Raw genomic sequence first — 20410 nt, 5'->3', positions numbered from 1 at the left:
CGCCATGAACGAAATCATTCGTCTGCAGAACGTCGGCAAGCACTATGACGATTTCCAGGTGCTGCAGGGCATCAACCTGTCGGTACGCCAGGGCGAGAAGATCGTCATCTGCGGCCCGTCGGGCTCTGGCAAGTCGACCCTGATCCGCTGCATCAATCGCCTCAATCCCCATGACAGCGGCACCATCACGGTCGAGGACCAGGACATCTCCACCAAATCCGGAAGCGACCACGTGCGCCGTGAAGTCGGCATGGTGTTCCAGAACTTCAACCTGTTCCCGCACATGACAGTGCTGGAGAACTGCACCCTGGCCCCGATGAAGGTGCGAGGCATGGGCCGCAAGCAGGCCGAGGAACTCGCCCTGCGTTACCTGAACCGGGTGCACATCGGCTCCCAGGCACACAAGAAGCCCGGCCAACTGTCCGGCGGCCAGCAGCAACGGGTGGCCATTGCCCGTGCCCTGTGCATGAACCCCAAGGTCATGCTCTTCGACGAGCCCACCTCGGCGCTGGACCCGGAAATGGTCGGCGAAGTACTCGAAGTGATGACCGAGCTGGCCCTGGACGGCATGACCATGCTCTGCGTGACCCATGAGATGGGCTTCGCCCGCAAGGTGGCCGACCGTGTGGTGTTCATGGACGCGGGCCAGATCGTGGAAACCGCCACCCCGAACGAGTTCTTCGATAACCCGCAGCATCCGCGAACCCGCGCATTCCTCTCGCAGATCCGTCACTGATGAACGCACAAAACGAAGCCATCCTTCGCCGTGACCTGGCGGCCGCCTACCGGCTGGCCGCCCTGTTCGACTGGGATGACACCCTCTACACCCACTTCTCGGTGCGCTTGCCGGGCGTGGAGCCGCGCTTCCTGATCAACCCGTTCGGGCTGATGTTCGAGGAAATCCGCGCCAGCGACCTGATAGTCGTGGACATGCACGGCCGCGTGCTGGAAGGCAACGCCGACTACAACATCGCCGGTTTCACCATTCACAGCGCGGTGCACATGGCCCGCGCCGATGCCCACTGCGTGATCCACACCCATACCCTCGCGGGTATGGCGGTGGCCGCCTCGGACAACGGCCTGGCCCAGCTCAACCAGATCAGCGCCGAGTTCCATCAGCGGGTCGGCTACCACACCTACGAAGGCATTGCCCTGGACCTGGGTGAGCGCGAGCGCCTGGTGGACTCCCTCGGCGACAACATCGCCCTGATGCTGCGCCACCACGGGCTGCTCAGCGTCGGCGCCAGTGTCGCCGATGCCTTCTACGTCATGTACTACCTGAACAAGGCGTGCGAGATACAAGTCGCCGCCTCGTCACTGCGCGGCATCCGCGAGATGCCGAACGAGCTCAGCGTGCACGCCTGCGAACAGTTCCAGGCCTGCGAATGGCAACGCCAGCTGGTCTGGGAAGCCTGGCTGAGAAAGCTCGAAAGGGACTGCCCGGAATACAAGGACTAAGACGAATACAAGAGGCGCAGTGTGAAGCGTTGCGCGCCTTGCAACACCTGTCGCGGCCTCAAAGTCGCGGCAACAACAATAGAAAGAGAGACCTGTAATGGCTTTGGATATTTTCGTAGTACTCCTATACGTAGCTGCCATGCTCGCACTGGGCTGGTACGGCATGCGCCGCGCCAAGACCCGTGAAGACTACCTGGTTGCCGGACGCAACCTTGGCCCGGGCTTCTACCTCGGCACCATGGCTGCCACCGTACTCGGCGGCGCCGCCACCATCGGTACCGTTCGCCTGGGCTACGTCCATGGCATTTCCGGTTTCTGGCTGTGCGCCAGCCTCGGCTTCGGCATCATGGGCATCAGCCTGTTCCTGGCCAAGCCGCTGCTGAAACTGAAGATCTACACCGTGACCCAGGTGCTGGAACGTCGCTACAACCCGACCGCTCGCCATGCCAGCGCCGCCATCATGCTGGTGTACGCGCTGATGATCGGCGCCACTTCCACCATCGCCATCGGCACCGTGATGCAAGTCCTGTTCGGCCTGCCGTTCTGGGTGTCCGTGCTGATCGGCGGCGGCATCGTGGTTGCCTACTCCACCATCGGCGGTATGTGGTCCCTGACCCTGACCGACATCGTGCAGTTCATGATCATGACCATCGGCCTGGTATTTATCCTGCTGCCGATGACCATGAGCGACGCGGGTGGCTGGGATGCTCTGGTGGCCAAGCTGCCGGAAAGCTACTTCTCCCTGACCGCCATCGGCTGGGACACCATCATCACCTACTTCCTGATCTACTTCTTCGGCATTTTCATCGGCCAGGACATCTGGCAGCGTGTGTTCACCGCTCGCAGCGAGAACGTCGCCAAGGTCGCGGGTACCGCCGCAGGCGTGTACTGCGTGCTCTACGGCCTGGCCGGCGCCCTGATCGGCATGGCCGCCAAGGTGCTGCTGCCTGACCTGGACAACGTCAACAACGCCTTCGCCACCATCGTCGACACCACCCTGCCGGACGGCATCCGTGGCCTGGTAGTCGCCGCTGCCCTGGCCGCCCTGATGTCCACCGCCAGCGCCGGCCTGCTGGCCGCCTCCACTACCGCTGCCCAGGACCTGTGGCCGCTGCTGGGTGGCAAGGCCGATGACGAAGGCGACGCGCACAAGAACCGCCTGTTCACCCTGCTGCTGGGTGTCGTGGTACTGGGCATCGCCCTGGTCGTGAGCGACGTGATCAGCGCTCTGACCCTGGCCTACAACCTGCTGGTCGGCGGCATGCTGATTCCGCTGCTGGGCGCCATCTACTGGAAGCGCGCCAGCACCGCCGGCGCCATCGCCAGCATGATCCTGGGCAGCGTCACCGCCTGCATCTTCATGTTCACCGACGGCCTCGAAGCCAACACCCCGATCTACTACAGCCTGGCTGTAGGCGCGGTGAGCTTCGTTGTGATCAGCCTGCTGTCCCGTCGCTCGGAAACTGCCAGCGAACTGGCCTGACTTGCACTGCCGCCTCTCCCCGGAGGCGGCATTTCCGGCCCCGGTCCGGCCCCCGCCGACCGGGGCTTTTTTTATTCGGGGCCGAGAGAACCTAACCTGTAGGGGCGAATTCATTCGCCCCTACAGGTTCAGCCCCTAGGCAATCAATGCACGGAGCACCCCATGAAAATCGTCCGCCGCGACCAATGGTTCGAAGTCGAGCACTGCTACGACGGCATCAGCCTGATCAGCGAGCCCTACGTGCGGCCGTTCTACCGCTGCAACCTTTGGCATATCCAGGGCCGCGACAAGGATGTGCTGATCGACTCCGGCTCCGGTCTGGTCAGCCTGCGCGAGCAGTTGCCCTGGCTCACTCAGCGGCCGCTGCTGGCGGTGGCCAGCCACACCCATTTCGACCATATCGCCGGCCACCACGAGTTCCCCGAGCGCCTGGTGCACCCGGCGGAGGCGGACATCCTCGCCGCCCCCACCGGGGCCAATACCCTGTCGGCGGACTACGTCGGTGATGAGATGTTCGAGGCGCACCCCGATTGTCCGCTGTGCTACGCGGAGTACCGTGTGAAGGCGGCTCCGGCAACGCGGTTGATCGATGAGGGCGATGTGCTGGACCTGGGTGACAGGGTCCTGGAGGTGCTGCATACCCCCGGTCATTCACCGGGCGGCATCAGCCTGTGGGAAGCGAAGACGCAAACGCTGTTCAGCGGCGACATCGTCTACGACGGTCCGCTGATCGATAACGCCTATCACTCGAATCTTGAGGATTACGCGAAAAGCCTTACACGGCTGCGCGACCTTCCGGTGCGCACCGTGCATGGCGGTCATTTCCCCAGCTTTTCCGGTGAGCGCCTGCGCCAGCTGGCGAACAACTGGCTCAAGGCACACGAGTAAGCCGGTTACCCTTTCGGGCGGCGCTGCTCGGCGAGACGGCGCTGCTCTTCACTACGGACCGGAATGGGTTGCAGGCGCGGTGCCTCGATGAGGCCCAGCGCGACACCCAACTGCCACATCCACGCATCTAGCCGCTTCTTCATGCTTGACCCCCTTTCCCGGAAGTTGGTCGGGTGGCCCTTGCTTCTTGGACCACCCTTGTCTGGAGCTTAGTTGCTCCGGGCAAGATCCAAAATACGCTCACCCGGAAATTTCCTACTGATCTGAATCAAACCGCTGAACGGTACAAGGGACGGCGCCTACAAGCATCTTCCATACGATCATGCCTCCCGAATGCAAATGCCGATGGATATCGCTTCGCTCGTGGACTACCCATCCATAACTCAACGCAGGGGGTGCTACGCGCACCAGATTGCCGGCGAGCAGATGCATCGGTGCGCACAGCGCACCCTACACTGGAATCGGCGACGATGACCCATCGCGCCGCTCCTGCTGCAGGTCGATCCAGGCGCGCAAGTTGGCCCCAAGCATGCCCTTGCGCCACATCAGCCAGGTGGTGGCGCGATCGAATGGCGCGCCCAACTCATGCACCCGCACCTCTTCCCTGCCCGGCAGGCTGTTCAACATCGAACGTGGCACCAGGGCAATGCCGCCGCCAGCGATTACACAGGCCAGCATGCTGTGGTAGGACTCGATTTCCATCGGCGGCGACATCGGCACCCGTGAAGCCACGAACCAGCCCTCCAGGCGTCTGCGGTAGGAGCAACTCTGGCGAAACGCATAGACTTCCAGCCCTGCCACATCCTCGGCCGAGCGCACCGGACCGTGGCTGGCCTCGGTGATCAGCACCATCTCTTCTTCGAACATCGGCAACCCATCCAGCTCGGCGAACTCCACCGGGCCGTCCACCAAGGCAGCATCCAGGCGACCGCCCAACAGGCCATCCAGGAGTTCACCGCTGGGAGCGGTCTGCACTTGCAGGTTCACCGCCGGCCAAGTGCGGTGGTAGCGCACCAGCATGGGCGGCAAGTGGATGGCGGCCGTGCTGAACATCGAACCAATGACGAAATCCCCCGCTGGCTCGCCGCCGCGCAAGGCCGCCTCGGCTTCCGCCTGCAGGGCGAACATGCGTTCGGCGTATCCCAGCAGCACCTTGCCCGCCGGCGACAGGGTCAGCCGCTGCCGTTCACGCAGGAACAGCTCCACCCCCAGGTTCTCTTCCAGCTGCTTGAGGCGCGTGGAGAGGTTGGATGGCACCCGGTGCAGGCGGGACGCGGCGCGGGTAATGGAGCCCTCCTCGGCCACGGCCTGGAAGATGCGGAGCTGGCTGAGTTCCATGAATTCACCATTCAATAAAAGAGAACAACTGCATTCTTTTTTATTCGTTTCTCATGAACAACACCAGTACTTAGGATGGAATCCCGATGATCTGCTTCGGAGCCCTTTCCATGTCCCCGCTGATCCGACTAATTGCCTGCTTCACGGCCCTGCTGGTGGCCATGGGGGTCGGCCGCTTCGCCCTCACTCCGCAGCTCCCGCACCTGATCGCCGAAGGTCAGGTGAGCCTGACCGGCGCCAGCCTGGTGGCGGCCGCCAACTACCTGGGCTATCTGGTCGGCGCCCTGGACGCCTTCCGCTCCAGCTCGTCGCGCCAGGCACGACTGCGCCTGGTCCTGGGGCTCTGGGCCACCGTATTGCTGACACTGGTTTCAGTGCCGGCCGACGGCTTCTGGTCCCACGCGCTGCTGCGCTTCGGCCTGGGCGTGAGCAGTGCCTGGGTGTTGGTGGTAGTCACCGGCCTCAGCCAGCGTATAGCCGCCGAAGCCAATCGGCCGCGCCTGGGCAGCCTGGTCTTCGCTGGTCCCGCCTTCGGAGTGATGCTGACCGGGCTCCTGGCCCTTGAACTGAACCTGCAAGGCCGGGGCTCCACCGCTATCTGGCTCGCCTTCGGTGGCCTCGCCCTGGTGCTCACCCTGATTGTCCAGCCGCTGCTACCACATCAGCAGCCGGCCACGACTGTGACCGAACAACCCGCACGGCAACGACCACGCACGTTGTATACCCTGCTCGCCGCCTATGGCCTGGTAGGCCTGGGTTACATCATTCCCGCCACCTTTCTTTCGCAGATGGCTGCCGCGCGTTTTCACGGGCAATGGCAGGCGGACCTGTTCTGGCCTGCCTTTGGCCTGGCGGCTGCACTCGGTGTTCTGCTGGTCAGCCAGCGCCGTCAGCGACCGGGTGGCACCCGCCGCTGGCTGGTAGTCGCGCTCTGGCTGCAGGCTGCGGGTACCCTGGCCTGCGCTCTGCCGGGCATGGCCGGGTTGGTTCTGGGAGTGATCCTCAGTGGTGGCCCCTTCCTCGCCGGCATGCAACTGGTGATGCAGCAAGCGCGCGAACTGGACCCGCATGGCCACGCCCGCAATGTCGGCCTGCTGACCGCTGCCTTCGCCCTGGGCCAACTGGCAGGCCCGTTGCTGGCGGCCTTGAGCAGCCACCTTTCCGGCGGGCTGCAACCGGCACTCTATGTAGCCGGCGCGGGGCTGATGCTGGCGGGGGGATTGATGATAGGGACCTGGGGTCGGAAACCTGTGGGGGCGAATTCATTCGCCAAGCAGGCCGAAGGGCTGCCCCATTGAGGTTGAGGGGCTGCTACGCAGCCCTTCGCGAATGAATTCGCCCCCACAAAAGGCAGGCACCAACGAGGAGAGTATCTAGGTCCCGGTCTTGATCTTGGTCCAGGTGCGGGTACGGATGCGCTCCAGCTTCGGCGGCAGCATCTCCACCGAGAACAGCTTGGCCTGCACCTCCGCCGGCGGGTAGACGTTGGGGTTGTCGCGCAGCTCGGCGGAGATCAGCGAGTCTGCCGCCTGGTTCGGGTTGGCGTAGGCGACGTGGTCGGAGATCGGCGCCACCACTTCAGGACGCAGCAGGTAGTTGAGGAAGGCGTGGGCCTGCTCGACGTTCTTCGCATCCTTCGGAATCGCCAGCACATCGAACCAGGCCGCGGTGCCCTCCTTGGGGATGCGGTACTCCACCTTCACGCCGTTACCGGCTTCCCGCGCACGGGCGGCCGCCTGCATCGCACCGCCAGACCAGGCGAGGGCCACGCAGACCTCGCCATTGGCGAGGTCGGTGACGAACTTCGACGAGCTGAAGTAGGTGATGTTCGGCCGGAGTCTGACCAGCAGTTCCTCGGCCTTCTGGTAGTCCTCGGGATTACGGCTGTTGGGCGACAGGCCCAGGTAATGCAGGACTTCAGGAATCACTTCGGTGGGCGAGTCGAGGAAGGCAACGCCGCATTGCTTGAGCTTGGCCAGGTTGTCCGGGTTGAAGATCAGCTCCCAGGAATCCACCGGCGCGTTTTCGCCCAGCACAGCCTTCACCTTGTCGACGTTGTAAGCAATGCCGTTGGTGCCCCACATGTACGGCATCACGTACTGGTTGCCCGGGTCCTTGGCGGCCAGGACCTTGAGCAGCGCCGGGTTGAGGTTCTTCCAGTTCGGCAACTTGCTCTTGTCCAGAGGCTGGAACACGCCGGCCTTCATGTAGTTGGGCAGGAAGCTGTCGCTGGGTACCACCAGGTCGTAACCCGAATGGCCGGAGAGCAGCTTGGCCTCCAGCACTTCGTTGCTGTCATACACGTCGTACTGGGGCTTGATGCCACTGTCGGCCTGGAAATTCTTCAGGGTATCCGGAGCGATGTAGTCGAACCAATTGTAGATACGCACCTGGGATTCGGCGGCAGCATTCAGCGAGGCGCCCAGCAAGGCACCGGCCAGCAGGATTCGAGTCTTCATTGCGCGGCCCCTTCGTAGCCCTGCAGGACGTTCACCGCGTTCACGCCGATGGCTTCCACCGCGTAGCCGCCTTCCATGATGAACAGCGTCGGCAGGCCGAGGGCGGCGATGCGCTGGCCCATGCGGATGTAATCCGGCGAGTCCAGCTTGAACTTGGAAATCGGGTCGTCCTTGTAAGTGTCCACGCCCAGGGAGATCACCAGGGCATCCGGCGCGTAGGCAGCGATCCTTCGGCAGGCGTCGTCGAGGGCGGCGGACCAGCCGTCCCAGTCGGTGCCGTGGGGCAACGGGTAGTTGAGGTTGAAGCCTGCGCCCGCACCTTCACCGCGCTCGTCGGCGTGGCCCAGGTAGTAGGGGTACTCCACCAGCGGGTCGCCATGGATCGAGGCGAACAGGACATCGGCGCGGTCGTAGAACAGTTCCTGCGTGCCGTTGCCGTGGTGGTAGTCGACATCGAGGATCGCCACTCGTTTCGCGCCCTGGTCGAGGAAGGCCTGAGTGACGATGGCGGCGTTGTTGAAGAAGCAGTAGCCGCCCATGAAATCACTGCCGGCATGGTGGCCCGGCGGCCGGCAGAGGGCGAAGGCGGTGTTGGCGCCCTGGCGCATGTGGTCCTGGGCGGTCAGCGCCACCTGGGCAGAGCTGTACACGGCCTGCCAGGTGCCGGCGGTGATCGGCGCTTCGGTGTCGAAGCAGTAGTGGCCGAGTTGGCCATGCAGCGCGGTGGGGATGGGGCCATCGCGGCGCAGACGGCGTGCCGGGAAGGTGGTGGGGAGCATGTCGCAGCTATGGCCTTCGGCGGCCCAGCGATCCCAGGCACCCTTGAGGAACTCCACATAAGCCGCGTCATGCACGCGCAGGACCGGCTCCAGGCCGAAGTCCTTCGGCTCGATCACTTCGCCGATTTCCTGCTGACGGACCCGCGCCAGCACGGTGTCTGCGCGGCTAGGCATTTCGAAGCAGGGCTGGAGCTTGCCGTCGACCAGTTCAGACTGGCCGAAATGGAGACGGTGATCGTCGCTATAGACTGTCAGCATGGGAGGCACCTTATCGGTCTTGTTATTGATGGGGGGATTCTGTGCGGAACCGGGGGTGTTTGCGCAGTGGCAAGGACGGCCAATAGGGGATTGATATGGCCAACTTTCCTGGCCGGACACCCTCTCTCCCATCCCCTCACCCTGAAGTGGGGAGGGGTGACTCGCGCCTGATGTCTTGAATGTGCGGCGCTGAACCCTGCTCCCCCATCTACCCCCGGAAATGACTCGGCGGCTGCCCACTCCAGCGCTGGAAAGCATGGCGCAGGCTGGCGGTTTCGCTGAAGCCGAGTTCTTCGGCGATGCGGTAGATGGGCATGTCACCTTGCTGGAGCATTTCCTTGGCACGGGTGAAGCGCAGTTCGTCCAGCAGTTGCTGGTAGCTGGTCTGCTGCTGGGCCAGGTGACGGCGCAGGCTGCGCGAGGAGCAGTTCATCTGCCGGGCCAGCTCTTCCAGCCCTGGCGGGTCCTGCAGACGCGCGGCAAGCAGGCCGCGAACGCGTTCCAGCCAGGCGCGGCGGGCAGCGAACTCGACATTCTGTCGGCGGCACTGTTCGAGCATTTCCTTGTGGGTCACCGGGTCGGCGAGCGGTAGGCGGCGTGCCAGCCAGGCAGCATCGAACCCCATGGCGCTGCGAGTGGCGCCAAAGCTCACCGGGCAGCCGAAGCCACGCGCATAGGGTCGCACCATGCCACTGCCGGCGGGGTAATCCAGCTGCACTGCGCGCAGTGGCAAAGACTGCCCCAACAGGTCGGCGAAAGTGACCTTGAGCGAGCCCAGGCACACCTCGGTGTTGAACGCCCGCAGGGATTCATCTTCGCTGTAGCCACAGGCACTGAGCCACGCAGTGTCGCCGTCCTGCTCCAGGGCAAGTCGAAAGTAGGTGCCCAGCAGCACCGGGTAACTGAGGCCGACGCGCAAGGCATCGCCGAAGGTCGGTGCGGAAAGCATCGCGTAGCCGAGCAGGCCATAGGCGGAGATGCGCGTGCGCAGTCCGAGGGTCAGACCCAGAGCGGGGCGCGGCATCAGGCGCACGGCGTTGGCGTAGACCTGCTGCTCCTGTTCCGGATTGATCAGCCGCTGCAACTCGAGCAGGTCCTGCTCGCTGATGCCGCTGCCGGCCAGTACATCGGCGGTTTCGATGCCCTCCTCCTGCAACAGCGCGGCGGTCAGCGCCGACATGTGCAGGGAGTTGAGCCAGGTGGCGCGGGAGAACGTGTGCTCGACCATGATCCTTACTGGATTGCCTCGGTAAGTTCCCGCTCCTGGCGCCGGTACGGGAAAACGTCGATCACCTTGCCGGAGCGGATTGCCACCTGCAGGGTCTTCCAGTACTCGGCGTCATAGAGGTCGCCATGGAGCTTGGCGAACAGGCGGCGTTGGCCGATATCAGCAAAAAGGAAGCGCGGGAACTCCTCGGGGAACACATCGTTCGGCGCCACGGAGTACCAGGGTTCGGCGGAAAGCTCGTCCTCCGGATAACGCGGTGGCGGAATGACGCGGAAGTTCACCTCGGTGAGGTAGCAGATTTCGTCATAGTCGTAGAACACAACGCGGCCGTGACGGGTGACGCCGAAGTTCTTCAGCAGCATGTCGCCGGGAAAGATGTTCGCCGCCGCCAGTTGCTTGATTGCCAGGCCATAGTCATAGAGCGCCTCGTGCACCTGGGCATCGCTGGCGCTTTCCAGGTAGATGTTCAGCGGGGTCATGCGGCGCTCGGTCCAGCAGTGGCGGATCAGTACCACATCGCCCTCCAGCGCCACGGTGGACGGCGCGACCTCCAGCAGTTCGGCCAGGCATTCCGGCTCGAACTTGGATCTGGGGAAGCGGAAGTCAGCGAACTCCTGGGTATCGGCCATGCGCCCTACCCGGTCGACGTTCTTCACCAGGCGGTACTTCTCGATCACGGTGTTGCGATCCACCGTCTTTGCGTGGGCGAAGCGGTCCTTGATGATCTTGAACACGGTATTGAAGCCCGGCAGCGTGAACACGCTCATCACCATGCCGCGTACACCGGGCGCCATGATGAAGCGGTCGTCGGTGTTGGCCAGGTGGTTGATCAACGCACGATAGAACTCCGACTTGCCGTGCTTGTAGAAGCCGATGGAGGTGTACAGCTCGGCGATGTGCTTGCCCGGCAGTATGCGCTTGAGGAAGCCGACGAACTCGGCCGGCACGGCGACATCCACCATGAAGTAGGAACGGGTGAAGGAGAAGATGATCGACACTTCGGCTTCGTCGGTGATCATGGCGTCGGCCTGGATGCCACGCCCCTCGCGGTGAAGCAGCGGGATTACCAGCGGCCATTGCTCATCGCGGGTATAGATGCGGCCGACCAGGTAGGCGCCCTTGTTGCGGTACAGCGGGGACGCAAAGAGTTCGATGCACAGCTCCGGGTCCTTGCACACCCAGTCCGGCAGGTTCTCGCGCAATTGGGCTTCGAGGCGTTCGATGTCGCCGGCGCGGTCGTCGTAGGGCACATCGAAGCGGAAGTCGTCGAGTATCGCCGACAGCGCCGCATGCAGCCGGCCCTCGGGGCGATAGCTGCGGGTCTGGGGCGCGCGTTCATGTACGCGCAAGGAAGGCCGTGTGGTGTGAATGAACATGCAGCCGTCGCTGATCAGGTCATGGCTGAACAGGCTGCAGAAAATCGAGTTGTACCAGGTCTCGGACAACTCATCGTCGAAGCGCACGTCGATCAGACCGATGTAGGCGCTCTTCACCAGGGGCCAGAGCTGTACATCCAGCAACTCGTCCATCGCATAGGCCCCACGGAGCCGCTCGCTGGTTTCGCCAACCTTCACTTCGTAGAGGGCGATCCGCGCGGCCGCCGCAAACTGCGTTGCCTGCCATTGTGCCTCCTCGAATCGGGCACGGGCGCCATCGGTGATCTGGCGGAAATGCTCACGGTAATCATCGAAACCATCGAGGATCAGTCGGGCGATGCCTTCGGCCGGCCATTGCTGCGCCATGGTGATTTCTCTGCTGCGGAAACGGGAAAGCCGAGCTTAGCCAGAAAAAAGTGCCCGTTGTAGGGGCGAATTCATTCGCCAAGGGCGGCGTAGCAGCCCCTAGCGACGGTATAGGGCAAACCTGCGGCCTGCCTGGAGATTGCAATCGCCCCTAGAGGAGTCCTCTCGCCTACCTAGGCGATTCCCCTCTCCCGCAGGCAGGCCTCCACCATCTCGATGAACACCCGCACCTTGCGGGTGCGACGGCGATGGGCCAGATAGAGGACATGGACCCAGGGCCCGAAGGCGTCAGGTTCCAGCTCGTAGTCGGACATCACCCGAACCAGTTGGCCACTGGCCAGGTAGGGTGCCGCACTCCATTGCGGCACCACCTGCAACCCATGACCGCCTAGCAGGCAGGCGAGCAGGAAGTCGTAGTTGTCGCTGGTCATTCGCGGCGTGGGCTGCGGTACACGGATGCGTTCCTCACCACGCCACAGCCACCAGTAGTGTCGATTGAGCAGCGGGTGCTGGAAGATCAGCCAGTCATGCTGCTGGTAGGTGTCCAGCGACACGGGAAGCCTCTTGCGCTCCAGATAGGCGGGGCTGGCGCAGAGGTAGATGCGGTTCTTGGTCAACGGCCGGGCGATCAGCCCAGGCAGGTCGGTGGGCCCGTCGCGCAGGGCCAGGTCGTAGCCGCCGTCAATCAGGTCGACAAAGGCGTCGTTCAGGTCCACGTCCAGGCGCACCTGCGGATGTTCGCTCATGAAGCGGCAGCACACCTCACTGAGAAAGGCCGGGCCGAAGGACGGCGGCGCCGTGAGGCGTAGGGTGCCGCGCAATTCGTCCTGCAGTTGGTCCACTTCTTCCCCGGCCAGTTGCAGTTGCATAAGCGCCTGCCGGGCACCTTCCAGGTAAATGTGGCCGGCTTCGGTCAGCGCCATGCGACGGGTGGTGCGTTCGAACAGGCGCACGCCCAGCTCGCTCTCCAGGTGCCCCACTGCCTTGGTCAGCGCGGACGGCGTCTTGCCGATCTGCTCCGCGGCACGGCTGAAGCTGCCGTACTCGGCAGTGGCGACGAACATGTTGAGCGCGCTGAGCTTGTCCATTGATCTGTTCCGGATCGGCACAAAAGTTGTGCGAGAACATAGCATTCTGCCGCTTCACCGGCTTGGTTAGGCTCTCCGGCAGACCAACAAGAACCGGAATCACCTGATGAAAACCTTCGCCCCTAAACTCCTGGCCGTCGCACTGGCTTGTTCCTCGATGGAAAGCTTCGCGGCGGTCGATCTCATCCTGCATAACGCCAAGGTCTACACCGCCGAACCCGGCCAGGCCCTGCAACAGGCCGTGGCCGTGGAAGACGGCAAGGTGCGCGCCGTCGGCAGTAACGCCGAAATCCTGCGCCTGAAGGAGTCCGGCACCCAGGTGATGGACCTCGGCGGCAAAGTGCTCATGCCGGGCTTCATCGACTCACACTCCCACGCGATTTTCGGCGGCCTGGAACTGGACTCGGCCTCCATGGGCGGCCAGCTGATTCCCGTGGCGGAACTGGAGCAGCGCCTGCGCCAATGGCGCGACAACGGCAAGGCGCGGCATGGCGACGCGCTCAGTGTCAGCGGTCTGCCGTCAGCTGCCTGGAGCCAAGTGGCTGAACTGGAACAGCGCTTCAACCGGGGCGAATGGGCCGACGTGCCGATCTTCTTCCTCGGCTGGGACCATCACACCGGCTGGGCCAACCAGGCCATGCTCAAGCGCGCCGGCATCGATGCGGCCAAGGTGAAAGGCCTGAAGGGCGAAGCACAGGCCACCATTGGCCACCATCCCGATGGCCGCCCCAATGGTTTCCTTGCCGATGCCGGGCTGGACCCGGTGATGGCGCAACTCCCACCCGCCTCGGCCGAGCAACTGCTGAAGGCCGCGCGCTCGGCACTGCGCTACAACCTCAGCCTGGGCATTACCGCGTGGATGGACCCGGCGGCCAACGCCGCGCCGGGGGAGCCCCTGTTCGATTTCAAGCCCACCGCCCAGACCCTCGGCGTGTTGCCGGCCTACAAGGCGCTGGCGGAAAAGGGTGAGCTTACGGCCCACGTCGCCGCCCTGCTGGTGGCCAACCCGAAGAGCAAGCCGGCCGACCTGGACACTCTCGACCAGGTGCGCCAGCGATTCCAGGGCGTGCCCAACCTCACCCTGCCCGGCATCAAGGTCTTCGCCGACGGCGTGGCGGAGGTCCCGGCACAAACCGCCGCGATGCTCGATCCCTACAAGAACTCGAACAAACGTGGCGAACTGCTGATCGACCCGGCGCACTTCGGCGATCTGGTCAGCGCGGCCGACGCCCGCGGCTGGCTGGTGCATGTTCATGCCATCGGCGACCGCGCAGTGCGTGAGTCGCTCAATGGCATCGAACAGGCGCGTAAAGACCGCCAGAGCGGCATCGCCCATTCAGTCACCCACTTGCAGATGGTCAACCCGAAGGAGTTTGCGCGCTTCAAGCCGCTGGATGTGATCGCCTCCATGCAGCTCTACTGGGCCAGCGCCGATGAGGTCAGCATCGACCTGGTGCAGCCCTACATCAGCGCCATGGCCTTCCAGTTCCAGTACCCGGCCCGTTCGCTGCTGAAGAACGGCGCCACCATCTCCGGCGCCAGCGACTGGCCGGTAACCACGCCGGAACCCTGGAAGGCGATCTACCAGGCCGTCAGCCGCAAGGGTCCGAAAGGCGTGCTGAACGCCGCCGAGGAAATCGACCGGGAAACCATGTTCCAGGCCTACACCCTCAACTCTGCCCGCACCATTGGCCTCGAAAAGCAGATCGGCTCGCTCTCGCCCGGCAAGCAGGCCGACCTGATCCTCCTCGACCGCGACGTGTTCCAGGTCGAACCCGAAGCCCTGCAGGGCACCCAGGTACTGAAAACCTGGTTCGCCGGTCGCGAAGTCTTCAACGCCGCCCTCTAAACACAAGAAACCACCTGCTCCGCATTCGTCCCCGCCATCTGGCGGGGCGGGCGGAGCCTTGCCTGCGTCTGCCCGAACAATCACAACAACGGGAAACCCTCGATGAAACGCTTCACGCTCCTTGCGCTCGCCCTGGCTCCGCTCGCCTGCCAGGCCATAGAACTGAACGACGATTTTTCCTTGCAAGTCGACCTGGCGCTGGTCAGTGACTACCGCACCCGTGGCATTTCCCAGACCCAGAACGACCCGGCTGCCCAGGCTAGCGCCACCCTGCTCCATAGCAGCGGCCTGTACGCCGGGATATGGACCTCCAACGTCGACTTTGGCCTTGGCCTGAAGACCCGCCAGGAAGTGGACTACTACGCCGGCTGGTACTGGCAGGCCACCGATGAAGTGAACCTTGACCTCGGCTACATCAAGTACAGTTTTCCGAAGGAAGGCCAGTTCAACCAGAGCGAGGCCTACGCCATCCTCGGCGCCTACGGCTTCAAGTTCGGCGCCCAGTACTCCAACGACGCAAAGAACCTGATCGGCGAAAAGCAGGACACGTTCTACAGCTACGTCAGCTACGAGTACGCCCTGCCCCTGGATGTGGGCCTGAAACTGCGCTACGGGCGCAACGACTTCAAGGACCCGCTGTTCTGGTCCGCCCGCGGCGAAAGCTCCAATGCCTACCACGAGTGGGAAGCCAGGCTGACCCGCGACTTTGTCGGTGTCACCTGGGGCATCGCCTACATCGACACCGACCTGTCCGAGTCCGAATGCACCAGTTATTACGGCTTCACCGATGTGTGCAGCTCGACCTGGGTGGCGAGTGTGAGCAAGCGTTTCTAGGTCAGGGTGAGGTCTCCCTGTAGGAGCGATTTCAATCGCGAAGCAGGCCGCAGGTCTGCCCCTCAATTCCAAATGGGGCAACGTTGCTGCCCTTCGCGAATGAATTCGCTCCTACAACCAGTGCGCAGGGCGAAGATCGCTCTTCATTGCCGCCATCAGTTCCGCACCAGACTCCAATGGAGGATCGGTGAAGCATGCTCCACCTTTGCGAATCCCATCCTCCGCCCCCAGCGGCAATTCGTATTCAACCGTTCACGCCAGCCCACGCTGCTCCAGAAAGCCCGCCAGATAGTCGATGAACGCCAGCACCTTGCCGGTGGCACGGCGATGGCTGGGGTAGACCGCGAGAATCTGCGGGCCAAAGGCGTCCGGGTCGATCTCGTAGTCGGCCATCAACCGCACCAAGCGGCCATCGGCGAAGTAAGGGGCGCCACTCCACAGAGGTGCGTGAAACAGTCCGCCGCCAGCCAGCGCATTGGCCAGCAACAGGTCGTAGTTGTCGCTCTCCAGACGCGGTGCGGCGGGCTGCAGGAGGCTAAGCCGCTGGCCGTCCTTCTCCACCCACCAGTAGGTTCGGCTCAACGCCGCGTGCCGGTAGAGCAACCAGTCGTGCTGGTCGAGGGTTGCCGGGGTTACCGGTACCGGATTGCGGGCCAGGTAAGTCGGGCTGGCGCACAAGGCCAGGCAGTTGCGCCCGACAATCTTGGCGATCAGCCCGGGCTGGTCGCCGCGTCCTTCGCGCAAGGCCAGGTCGTAGCCCGCATCGACGAGATCGATGAATGAGTCGGAAAGATCCACCCGCAACCGAATTTGCGGGTACTCGGCAAGGAACCCCGCGCAGACCTCATCGAGAAAAGCGCGACCGAAAGCCAGTGGCGCAGTCAATCGCAGGCTGCCGTAAAGACCGTGCTGCAACTGGCCGACCTCTTCCCCCACCTCATGCAGGCGCTGCAGTACCTGGCGCGCGGTTTCCAGGTAGACCCGCCCGGCTTCGGTCAGCACGGTGCGCCGGGTACTGCGTTCGAACAGCCGCACGCCGAGCTCTTCTTCCAGGTGGCTGACGGCCTTGGTCAGGGCCGAGGGAGTCTTGCCGAGCTGCTCGGCGGCGCGGCTGAAACTACCGAACTCCGCCGTGGCGACGAACATGGTGATGGCACCGAACTTGTCCATGGTTTTTCCATTCAGGAAAAAAGGTTTTGCACGTTTCGGGCGTTCTGCCAGCCCTGTCGAGTCGCTAGTCTCGCTGCCAGATCAATAAAAACAAGAGGTTCACCAATGAAAGGTTTCAAGCCCACCCTGCTGGCAGTGGCGCTGGCTTTTTCCTCGATGGAGTCCATGGCGGCCGCCGACCTGGTGCTACTCAATGGCAAGCTCTACACCGCCGATCCCTCCAAGCCTTCTGCGCAAGCCATGGCGGTGGCGGACGGCAAGGTGCTGAAGGTGGGTAGCGACGCCGAGATCAAGGCGCTGGCCGATGCGTCCACAAAAATCATCGACCTGGCCGGCAAGCGCCTGCTGCCGGGACTGGTGGACACCCATTCCCATGCCATTTTCGGTGGCCTGGAGATGACCTCCGCGAACATGGAAGACGAGGTGGTGGAACCTGCCGAGCTGGAAAAACGCCTGCGAACCTGGCGTGACGATGGCAGTGCCCGCCATGGCGATGTGCTGAACATCGCGGGCATGAGTTCGGCGTACTGGAGCCGTGCGGAAGAATTTCGCCGCATTTTCAACAACGGCGAATGGACAAAAGTGCCGGTAGTGTTCAGCGGCAGCGATCATCACACCGGTTGGGCCAACCAGGCCATGCTGGATCGCGCCGGCATCGACGCGAAGCTGGTCGCCTCCCTGCCCGAAGCCGAACGCGGCACCCTGGGCATCGACAAGGATGGCAAACCCAACGGCTTCGCGGTGGATGCCGGCTGGGACCGCATTGCCGCCTCCATGCCGTCGGCCAGTGCAGAAGAAATGCTGCGAGCTGGCGAGGCCGCCGTTAAATACAACAACAGCCAGGGCATCACCGCCTGGATGGACCCGGCAGCCAACGCTGCGCCGGGCGAAGCGGTGTTCGCCCTCAAGCCCACGGAAAAGACCGTCGGCGTGTTGCCGGTGTACAAGGCGCTGGCCGACAAGGGTGAGCTGAACGCGCATGTCGCCGCCTTGCTGGTGGCCAACCCGAAGAGCCGTCCCGCCGATCTGGATACCCTCGACAAGGTGCGCAAGCAGTTCCAGGGCATCCCCAACCTGAGCCTGCCCGGCATCAAGGTCTTCGCCGATGGCGTGCTGGAGTACCCGGCCCAGAGCGCCGCGTTGATCGATCCGTACAACAACTCGCAGAAGAAAGGCGAGCTGCTGATCGACCCGGCGCACTTCGGTGAGTTGGTCAGCGCAGCCGACGCCCGTGGTTGGCTGGTGCATATCCATGCCATCGGCGACCGCGCCGTGCGCGAGTCCCTCAACGGCATCGAGCAGGCGCGCAGGGATCGCCAGAGCGGCGTCACCCACTCCATTACCCACCTGCAACTGGTAAACCCCAAGGAATTCGCGCGATTCAAGCCGCTGAACGTGATTGCCTCGATGCAACTGCTGTGGGCCTCAGGCGACGACTACACCCTGGACCTGGTCAAGCCCTACGTCAGCGCGTTCGCCTTCCGCTATCAGTATCCGGCCCACTCGCTGCTGCAACAGGGCGCGACCATTGCCGGCGCCAGCGACTGGCCGGTTTCCTCGCCCAATCCCTGGCAGGCCATCTACCAGGCAGTGACCCGTGAAGGGCCCAAGGGCGTGCTCAACGCCGACGAGCGCATCGACCGCGAAACGATGCTGCAGGCCTACACCCTGAATGCCGCCCGCACCATCGGCCTGGAACAACAGATCGGTTCCCTCGCGCCCGGCAAGCAGGCCGACTTCATCATCCTCGACCGCGACGTGCTCAGCGTCGACGACAAGGACCTGGCCGAAACCCGCGTCCTCAAGACTTACTTCGGCGGCCGCGAAGTCTTCGACGCGGCGCTCTGACAACCAGCACCACCCGCTCCCCGCTCTGCTCCCGCCCCAAGGCGGGGGCCGGGCGGAGCCTTGCCCGCATCTGCCAGAACAATCACAACAACGGGTATCACCATGCGCCGCATCACGCTCCTCGCCCTCACCCTGGCCCCGCTCGCCTGCCAGGCCCTGCAACTGAACGATGATTTTTCCGTGCAAGTCGACCTGGCCGTGCTCAGCGACTACCGCACCCGTGGCATTTCCCAGACCCAGAACGACCCGGCCGCCCAGGCCGGCGCGACGCTGCTCCACTCCAGCGGCCTCTATGCAGGTGCCTGGACCTCCAACGTGGACTACGGCTTCGGCCTGAAGACCCGCCAGGAAGTGGACTACTACGCCGGCTGGTACTGGCAGGCTACAGACGAGGTGAACCTGGACCTCGGTTACATCAAGTACAGCTATCCGAAGGAAAGCCAGTTCAACCAGAGCGAGGTCTACGCCATCCTCGGTGCCTATGGCTTCAAGCTCGCCGCCTTCTACTCCAACGACGCATCGACCGTGTTCGGCGAAGACCAGGACGCGCTCTACAGCTATGCCGGCTACCAGACCAGCCTGCCCCTGGAGGTCGAGCTGGAACTGCGTTACGGGCGCATGGACTTCAAGGACCCGATGTTCTGGTCCACCGGTGGCGACAGCACCGACAGCTACCACGAGTGGGAGGCGAAGCTGACCCGGGACTTCCTAGGGGTTACCTGGGGTCTGTCCTACATCGACACCGACCTGTCCGAGTCCGAATGCGCCAGCAACTACGGATTCACCGACGTGTGCACTGCAACCTGGGTGGCCAGCGCGAGAAAGACCTTCTGATGGCTCTTGTGGGGGCGATTTCAATCGCCAGACGTACCGCAGGTTCGCCCTAGTCCGACGGAGGAGGCAGCTACGCTGCCTTTGGCGAATGATTTCGCCCCTACAAAGGGAGCGCCCCCCAGCCGGTACATCCCCAAACTGTTCCGCCAATTTGAAAGCAAGTTGTAGATTGCGCCGCCACCCGAGGCGGCGCATCGTGCCGGCTCCAATGCCTGGAGCCTGTCATGAAACCCGCCGATCTCGTCCGCCTGCTGAGCCTCGCCGCCATCTGGGGTGCCAGCTTCCTGTTCATCCGCATGCTGGTGCCGGAAATCGGAGCGCTACCCACGGCCTTCCTGCGGGTACTGCTGTCGGCTATCGGTCTTGCCGTGCTCCTCGCGGTGCTGCGCAGCAACTGGGACTTTCGCGGCAAGCTGGGCAAGACCCTGATAATCGGCATCGTCAGCTCCGGGGTTCCGGCGGCCATGTATGCCCTGGCGGCAAAAGTGCTGCCGGCCGGCTACTCGGCCATCTTCAACGCAACGACGCCGCTGATGGGTGTTCTGATCGGGGCGTTGTTCTTCAGCGAGAAGCTCACCGGCACAAAAGCCCTCGGGGTACTGATGGGCCTGGCCGGGGTAGCGGTGCTGACCCGCACCGGCCCCGTGGCCTTCGATGCCCAGCTGCTTTGGGGTGCGGCCGCCTGCCTGGTGGCCACCACCTGCTACGGCTTCGCCGGTTTCATGACCAAGCGCTGGATTACCGAAGCGGGCGGCATGGACAGCGGAATGGTCGCCCTCGGCTGCCAGATCGGCGCCACTCTCTGCCTGGTGCCGGTGTTCGCCTGGGATGCGCCGAGCATGCCGCTGGCGCCCCTCCTGCAACCTGTCACCTGGCTGGCCCTGGCCGCTCTGGGATTCATCTGCACCTCGTTCGCCTACATCCTCTACTTCCGACTGATCGCCAACGTCGGCCCGGTGAAGACCATGACCGTGACCTTCCTGATCCCGCCGTTCGGCGTGTTCTGGGGCGTGCTGCTGCTCGATGAGTCGGTGTCGATGGCGCACCTGCAAGGCGGCGTGCTGATCGCCCTGGCGTTGTGGCTGGTGCTCAAGCCGGCGCCGGTGCCGGCTGCGGTGAAATCGGCGGGATAGTTTTCTGTAGGGGCGAATGAG

Annotated in this window: 18 protein-coding genes; 10 read left to right on the top strand and 8 right to left on the bottom strand. The window is 63.7% G+C overall.

Going from position 1 to position 20410, the window contains the following annotated elements:
• Nucleotides 1–4 precede the first annotated feature (4 nt).
• The 4 genes from SA496_RS06980 to SA496_RS06965 all read left to right on the top strand — a co-directional run bounded on the left by SA496_RS06980 (nucleotide 5) and on the right by SA496_RS06965 (nucleotide 3829).
• On the top strand, nucleotides 5–736 hold the full coding sequence (locus SA496_RS06980) for an amino acid ABC transporter ATP-binding protein (protein WP_120651897.1): 732 nt from the start codon (nucleotides 5–7) through the stop codon (nucleotides 734–736).
• Complete coding sequence (locus SA496_RS06975; protein WP_120651898.1) at nucleotides 736–1458, top strand: class II aldolase/adducin family protein; 723 nt, start codon at nucleotides 736–738, stop codon at nucleotides 1456–1458. The genes SA496_RS06980 and SA496_RS06975 overlap by 1 nt, the downstream gene beginning before the upstream one ends.
• A gap of 97 nt (nucleotides 1459–1555) precedes the next feature.
• Nucleotides 1556–2941, top strand: coding sequence for a sodium:solute symporter (locus tag SA496_RS06970; protein WP_330115200.1), 1386 nt, complete (start codon nucleotides 1556–1558; stop codon nucleotides 2939–2941).
• Nucleotides 2942–3103: 162 nt separating this feature from the next.
• Nucleotides 3104–3829 (top strand): MBL fold metallo-hydrolase, encoded by a 726-nt coding sequence (locus tag SA496_RS06965; RefSeq protein WP_153917982.1) that lies wholly within the window; start codon nucleotides 3104–3106, stop codon nucleotides 3827–3829.
• 5 nt (nucleotides 3830–3834) lie between these two features.
• On the opposite strand, the gene SA496_RS06960 is transcribed toward SA496_RS06965, so the two are convergent.
• Both SA496_RS06960 and ptrR read right to left on the bottom strand, forming a co-directional pair.
• Entirely contained in the window at nucleotides 3835–3972 is a 138-nt protein-coding gene (locus tag SA496_RS06960; protein ID WP_162945833.1) for a PA1414 family protein, read from the bottom strand.
• A 307-nt stretch (nucleotides 3973–4279) separates the two neighbouring features.
• Entirely contained in the window at nucleotides 4280–5167 is an 888-nt protein-coding gene (ptrR, locus tag SA496_RS06955) for a putrescine utilization regulator PtrR (protein ID WP_120651901.1), read from the bottom strand.
• A gap of 110 nt (nucleotides 5168–5277) precedes the next feature.
• On the opposite strand from ptrR, the gene SA496_RS06950 reads away from it, so the two are divergent.
• A complete protein-coding gene (locus SA496_RS06950) occupies nucleotides 5278–6465 on the top strand; it encodes an MFS transporter (protein ID WP_330115199.1) in 1188 nt (395 codons plus the stop codon).
• Between the two features lie 75 nt (nucleotides 6466–6540).
• On the opposite strand, the gene SA496_RS06945 is transcribed toward SA496_RS06950, so the two are convergent.
• From SA496_RS06945 to SA496_RS06925, 5 genes are all read right to left on the bottom strand, one after another.
• The gene (locus SA496_RS06945) at nucleotides 6541–7626 is read right to left on the bottom strand and encodes an extracellular solute-binding protein (protein WP_153917978.1); all 1086 of its coding nucleotides are present in this window, start codon (nucleotides 7624–7626) and stop codon (nucleotides 6541–6543) included.
• Nucleotides 7623–8663, bottom strand: a complete 1041-nt coding sequence (locus SA496_RS06940) for a histone deacetylase family protein (RefSeq protein ID WP_120651903.1) — start codon at nucleotides 8661–8663, stop codon at nucleotides 7623–7625. Before SA496_RS06940 ends, SA496_RS06945 begins: the two co-directional genes overlap by 4 nt.
• 208 nt (nucleotides 8664–8871) lie before the next feature.
• Entirely contained in the window at nucleotides 8872–9891 is a 1020-nt protein-coding gene (locus SA496_RS06935) for an AraC family transcriptional regulator (RefSeq protein ID WP_120651904.1), read from the bottom strand.
• Between the two features lie 5 nt (nucleotides 9892–9896).
• Nucleotides 9897–11633, bottom strand: coding sequence for a bifunctional isocitrate dehydrogenase kinase/phosphatase (gene aceK / locus SA496_RS06930; protein ID WP_120651905.1), 1737 nt, complete (start codon nucleotides 11631–11633; stop codon nucleotides 9897–9899).
• Between the two features lie 173 nt (nucleotides 11634–11806).
• Entirely contained in the window at nucleotides 11807–12721 is a 915-nt protein-coding gene (locus SA496_RS06925; protein WP_330115198.1) for a LysR family transcriptional regulator, read from the bottom strand.
• A 106-nt stretch (nucleotides 12722–12827) separates the two neighbouring features.
• On the opposite strand from SA496_RS06925, the gene SA496_RS06920 reads away from it, so the two are divergent.
• Both SA496_RS06920 and SA496_RS06915 read left to right on the top strand, forming a co-directional pair.
• Nucleotides 12828–14570 carry an amidohydrolase gene (locus tag SA496_RS06920; RefSeq protein ID WP_330115197.1) on the top strand — a complete coding sequence of 581 codons (1743 nt, stop codon included), beginning with the start codon at nucleotides 12828–12830 and terminating at the stop codon, nucleotides 14568–14570.
• A gap of 102 nt (nucleotides 14571–14672) precedes the next feature.
• On the top strand, nucleotides 14673–15404 hold the full coding sequence (locus SA496_RS06915; protein ID WP_330115196.1) for a TorF family putative porin: 732 nt from the start codon (nucleotides 14673–14675) through the stop codon (nucleotides 15402–15404).
• 252 nt (nucleotides 15405–15656) lie between these two features.
• On the opposite strand, the gene SA496_RS06910 is transcribed toward SA496_RS06915, so the two are convergent.
• The gene (locus SA496_RS06910; protein ID WP_330115195.1) at nucleotides 15657–16574 is read right to left on the bottom strand and encodes a LysR family transcriptional regulator; all 918 of its coding nucleotides are present in this window, start codon (nucleotides 16572–16574) and stop codon (nucleotides 15657–15659) included.
• A 105-nt stretch (nucleotides 16575–16679) separates the two neighbouring features.
• Between SA496_RS06910 and SA496_RS06905 the strand changes: the two genes are divergently transcribed.
• From SA496_RS06905 to SA496_RS06895, 3 genes are all read left to right on the top strand, one after another.
• Entirely contained in the window at nucleotides 16680–18422 is a 1743-nt protein-coding gene (locus SA496_RS06905) for an amidohydrolase (RefSeq protein ID WP_153917971.1), read from the top strand.
• A gap of 102 nt (nucleotides 18423–18524) precedes the next feature.
• Nucleotides 18525–19256, top strand: a complete 732-nt coding sequence (locus tag SA496_RS06900; RefSeq protein WP_120651911.1) for a TorF family putative porin — start codon at nucleotides 18525–18527, stop codon at nucleotides 19254–19256.
• Nucleotides 19257–19480: 224 nt separating this feature from the next.
• The gene (locus tag SA496_RS06895) at nucleotides 19481–20389 is read left to right on the top strand and encodes a DMT family transporter (RefSeq protein WP_120651912.1); all 909 of its coding nucleotides are present in this window, start codon (nucleotides 19481–19483) and stop codon (nucleotides 20387–20389) included.
• Nucleotides 20390–20410: the final 21 nt, after the last annotated feature.

The organism is Pseudomonas sp. JS3066, assembly GCF_036328175.1.
Taxonomy (GTDB): Bacteria; Pseudomonadota; Gammaproteobacteria; order Pseudomonadales; family Pseudomonadaceae; genus Metapseudomonas.
Note: the sequence above shows the minus strand (reverse complement) of the source record. Positions and strands in the feature narration are given on the sequence as shown.